Genomic DNA, 4,927 nt, shown 5'->3' on the forward strand with positions numbered 1-4,927 from the left:
GGCATGGACCAGGTGGCGGTCGCGATGCAGAACATCCAGCAGGCCTCCGCCCAGAACATGGCCTCGACGCGCCAGGTGGAGCGGGCCGCCCAGGACCTGAACGAGCTGGCGCGCCGGCTCACGGCCCTGGTGGCGGCCGGGAACCAGAACGGGCCCGGGGCCGCGAGGGGCTGAGGGATGGCGGGCAAGAACCAGGACATCAAGGCCCGGCTGCTCGCCACCTTCCGGGTGGAGGCGGAGGAGCATCTCCAGGCCATCACGGCGAACCTCCTGGCCCTAGACCGCGGGCTGCCCCCGGCCGAGGCCAGCGGCCTCGTCGAGGCCACATTCCGGGAGGTGCACACGCTCAAGGGGGCGGCCCGCTCCGTCAGCCTCATGGACGTGGAGGCACTCTGCCAGGCGTTGGAGTCGCTCCTCAGCCGGATGACGCGGGGCCATCTGCCCCTCTCCCGTCCCCTCCTCCAGCGCCTCCAGGAGGGGATCGACAGGGTGGCCCGCCTCCTCGCGGGCGGCGAAGCCCCGGCGGACCTGAGAGAGCTGATCAACCGCCTCGAGCACGCCGGCGACGACCCGGCGGCCGGGGGAGCCGAGGCGGTTCCGGCAGAACGTCCTCCGGCCGAAGTCCACTCGGCACCGGCGGCGGCCTGGCTCCACGCAGCGGACACGATCCGTCTCCCCACGGCCAAGCTCGATACGCTGCTCTTCCAAGCCGAAGAGCTCCTCGCACCCAAACTCGCCGCCGCGGAGCGGGCCCGGGAAGCCCGGGCGCTCGTCGAGGCATTGAGCCGCTCCCGTGTGCCGCAGAATCGAACCCGGACGGGCCGGAGATCGGGGGACGCGGACGGGCCCGCCGTCGGCCTGCTGGCGGGGCTGGACTCCGGGCTGCGAGGTCTGGAGGCTCAAGCCCGGGAACTGGCCGGCCATCTGGCCCGCGATGAGCGGATGATCAGAGGCGCCCTGGACAGCCTCCAGGAGGAGATGCGCCGGCTGCGGATGATGCCCGCCTCCACGGTCCTGGATCTTTTCCCGCGCATGGTCCAGGACCTGGCCCGAGAGCGAGGCAAAGAGGTGGAGTGGGTGGCCGGGGGGGCCGACCCGGAGGTGGACCGGCGCGTGCTCGAAACGATGAAGGCCCCGCTGATTCACCTGGTGCGGAACGCTGTTGACCACGGCATCGAGTCGCCCGAAGTCCGGGCGGCTGCGGGGAAGCCGGCCCGGGGCCGGGTCGCTGCAATCATCGCCCCCCTGGAGGGCAACCGGATCGAGATCCGCGTCGAGGACGACGGGTGCGGGATCGACCTGGCCGAGGTGAAGGCGGCGGCGATCCGGGCGCACCTCGTGACGGCGGAGGAGAGCCAGGCCCTGACAGAGGAGGAAGCCCTGGGACTCGTCTATCGCTCCGGCCTCAGCACGAGCTCCATCATCACGGATGTCTCCGGTCACGGGCTCGGGCTGGCGATCGTCAAGGAGCGGGTGGAGCAGCTGGGAGGCCAGATTCACCTGGAGAACCGGCCAAGGGCAGGGACGACCGTGCGGATGGTCCTCCCGGCCACGATCGCCACCTTCCGCGGCTTGCGGGTCCAGGCCGGAGGGCAGTCCTTCCTTCTCCCTACCGAGGCGGTCGAGCGCGCGATTCGGATCGCCGCGGAGGACGTCGAAAGGGTCGAGGGGAGGGAGGCGATCCGCTGGAACGGACATCCCCTTGCCGTGGCCGAGCTGGCCGGCCTGCTCGGGCTCCCGAAGCGGGCCGACCCGCCCGAGGCCCAGAGCAAGCAGCCCTGCGTCATCGTGAGGGCCGGGGAGGAGCGCGTAGGGTTCCTGGTCGAAGAGATCCTGGGGGACCAGGAAGTGCTGGTCAAGGGGCTGGGGGCGCCGCTCGTCCGAGTCAGGAACGTCGCTGGTGCGGGCCTCCTGGGGACAGGGCAGGTGGTCCTGATCCTCCGCCCGGCGGATCTGCTGCGGTCGGTCCGGGAGCGGCCTGGTCCGCCCGTGTCGGCGGCCGGCCCCGGCGATGAGGCACGGCAGAAAGTGGTCTTGGTGGTGGACGACTCCATCACGACCCGGACCATGGAGAAGAACCTCCTCGAGACCGCGGGCTACCAGGTGCGGCTGGCCGTGGACGGCGTCGAGGCCTGGACGCTCGTCAAGAGTGAAGAGTTCGACCTCGTGCTGTCGGACGTGGACATGCCCCGGCTGGATGGCTTCGAGCTGACGGCCCGGATCCGGGCCGATCGGAAGCTGGCCGAGCTCCCCGTGGTCCTCGTGACGGCTCTCGAGTCCCGAGAGGACAAGGAACGGGGAATCGAGGTGGGCGCCAACGCCTACATCATCAAGTCGAGCTTCGACCAGTCGAACCTTCTCGAGATCATCCGCCGGCTCGTGTAACCGGCAGCCTGTGGAGGCTGGATGGTCCGCGTCCTCGTGGCAGAAGACTCGGCAGTGACGCGAGAGTACCTGGCTTACCTGCTCGGCCAGGACACCGCACTGCAGGTCGTCGGTCTCGCCCGGGACGGCCAGGAGGCCCTGGAGCAGGCCGAGCGGCTGAAGCCCGACGTCATCCTCATGGACGTGCACATGCCCCGGATGAACGGCTACGAGGCGACCCGGCGAATCATGGAGCGGGTCCCCACGCCCATTGTGATGGTCAGCGCCAGCCTGGACCGGGACGAGGTGGCCATGAGTTTCGAGTCGCTGAAGGCCGGAGCCGTGACGCTGCTGGACAAGCCCCGGGGGCCAGATCATCCGGACCAGGCCGCGAGCGCCCGGCGTCTTGTGGAGACCGTAAAGCTCATGGCGGAGGTGAAGGTGGTCCGGCGGTTCCCCAGGCGGGAGCGCCCCGTCACGCCCCCGTCATTTCCTCCTCCCTCCGACCGGGCGATCCGGCTGATAGCCATCGCCGCCTCCACCGGCGGGCCGCAGGTGCTCGCGGAGATCCTGGCAGGGCTCCCGGCGAACTTCGCGCTCGCCATTCTCATCGTGCAGCACATCGCCCCGGGCTTCACCGATGGGCTCGCGCAGTGGCTCGCCCAAACGACGCGCCAGGAAGTGAGGGTGCCCGCACTGGGCGAGGCGGTCCGGCCCGGAGTCGTCTATCTCGCCCCGGAAGGATGGCAGATGGGGATCACGAAGGATGGTCGGATTCGCCTGACGAAGGACCTCATCGAGGACGGCTTCCGCCCCTCGGCCACCTATCTCTTTCACTCCGTCGCGGAGGCATACGGCCGCTCCGCAGTAGGTGTCATCCTCACGGGGATGGGCCGAGACGGCGCATCCGGCCTGCGGCGCCTCCGGGAAGCAGGCGCCGTGACCATCGCCCAGGACGAGGCGACCAGCGTGGTGTTCGGCATGCCGGCGGAGGCCATCCGGCTGGGCGCAGCGGAGTACGTGCTCCCGCGGGGGCAGATCGCGGCGGCGATCTGTTCCCTCGTCCCCCAGGGCTAGCGAGAGGATGAGCATGACGCGGAAGATCCTGGTCTTAGAGGACAGCCCGACCCAGGCGGAGCGTGTCCGCCTGCTCCTCGAGGGGGAGGGGTTCCAGGTAGACGTGGCCCCGAACGGCCGGGAGGGGCTCGAGCGACTTGCGCGCGAGGTCCCGGACCTCATCATCTCGGACGTGATGATGCCCGAGATGGACGGCTACGCCTTCTGCCAGGCGGTAAAGTCGGATCCGAAGACCAAGCGGATCCCCGTAGTGCTGCTCACCCAACAGAACAGCCCCGAGGACATCCTCCGGGGCCTGGAGCGCGGGGCCGACAACTTCATCACCAAGCCCTTCGAGGATGAGTATCTCCTCGCCCGGGTCAAACGCATCCTCGAGAACCTGGAGCTGCGGGAACGGGGCCGCCTGGAGATGGAGGTGACCCTCCGGGTAGCTAACCGGGACCTCACGATCACCACCGATAAGCAACAGATCGTCGAGCTGCTCTTCGCGACGTTCGACGACCTCTGTCGGGTCAACCACCAATTGACCGATTCCCAGCGAAAGGTGGAGGAGCGGACTCGGGAGGTGCAGGCGGCCAACGTCCGGTTGGAGGAGGCCTCCCGCTACAAGTCGGAGTTCCTGGCCAACATGTCCCACGAGCTCCGGACCCCGCTCAATTCCATCCTTGGGTTCTCCGAACTCCTCGAGACCCAGACCTATGGGCCCTTGAACGAGAAGCAGAGCCGGCACGTGAGGAACATCCTGAGCAGCGGGCGGCACCTCCTTGCCCTGATCAACGACATCCTCGATCTCAGCAAGGTCGAGGCGGGAAAGCTCGTCCTCGAGCCCACGGCCCTGGACGTTGCGGCAACCCTGGAGGAGATCCTGGTCATCGCCCGGGGCCTCGCCCACAAGAAGGCCCAGAGCATCGAGAGCGAAATCGCGCCCAATCTCCCGCCCCTTCGGGCCGACCCCGTCCGTTTCAAGCAGATCGTCTTCAATCTGCTGAGTAACGCGGTCAAGTTCACGCCCGAGCAGGGCCGAATCACCCTGGCCGGGCATCGGGCCTCGGGGGCCACCGAGTGCCTGGAGCTCCGGGTAACGGATACGGGGACCGGAATCAAGGCGGAAGACCTGCCCCGCCTCTTCCAGGAGTTCGTCCAGCTCGAGGCCATGCCGGGCAAGCGCCATGAGGGAACGGGCCTCGGCCTTGCCCTGAGCAAGCGCCTCGTGGAGCTCCACGGCGGCCGTATCTGGGCTACCTCCGCAGGGGAAGGCCGCGGCAGCACCTTTACATTTATCCTCCCCCTCGCAGGCCCCGGGGCACCTGTGGAGGCTTCGGCTGCGGCCCGATCTTCGTGAGGCCCCCGGGGCAGATCGCGGCGGCGATCTGTTCCCTCGTCCCCCAGGGCTAGCGAGAGGATGAGCATGACGCGGAAGATCCTGGTCTTAGAGGACAGCCCGACCCAGGCGGAGCGTGTCCGCCTGCTCCTCGAGGGGGAGGGG

3 protein-coding genes are annotated in these 4,927 nt (G+C 68.9%); all 3 read left to right on the top strand.

Going from position 1 to position 4,927, the window contains the following annotated elements:
• Positions 1-177 precede the first annotated feature (177 nt).
• Genes VGT06_02885 through VGT06_02895 form a run of 3 tightly spaced genes read left to right on the top strand, consistent with a single transcriptional unit; the run spans position 178 to position 4,783 of the window.
• The gene (locus VGT06_02885) at positions 178-2,385 is read left to right on the top strand and encodes a response regulator (protein ID HEV8662080.1); all 2,208 of its coding nucleotides are present in this window, start codon (positions 178-180) and stop codon (positions 2,383-2,385) included.
• Between the two features lie 21 nt (positions 2,386-2,406).
• Positions 2,407-3,441 carry a chemotaxis-specific protein-glutamate methyltransferase CheB gene (gene cheB / locus VGT06_02890; GenBank protein ID HEV8662081.1) on the top strand — a complete coding sequence of 345 codons (1,035 nt, stop codon included), beginning with the start codon at positions 2,407-2,409 and terminating at the stop codon, positions 3,439-3,441.
• A 13-nt stretch (positions 3,442-3,454) separates the two neighbouring features.
• A complete protein-coding gene (locus VGT06_02895) occupies positions 3,455-4,783 on the top strand; it encodes an ATP-binding protein (protein HEV8662082.1) in 1,329 nt (442 codons plus the stop codon).
• Positions 4,784-4,927: the final 144 nt, after the last annotated feature.

This window comes from Candidatus Methylomirabilis sp. (genome assembly GCA_036000645.1).
In the GTDB taxonomy this organism is placed as follows: domain Bacteria; phylum Methylomirabilota; class Methylomirabilia; order Methylomirabilales; family JACPAU01; genus JACPAU01.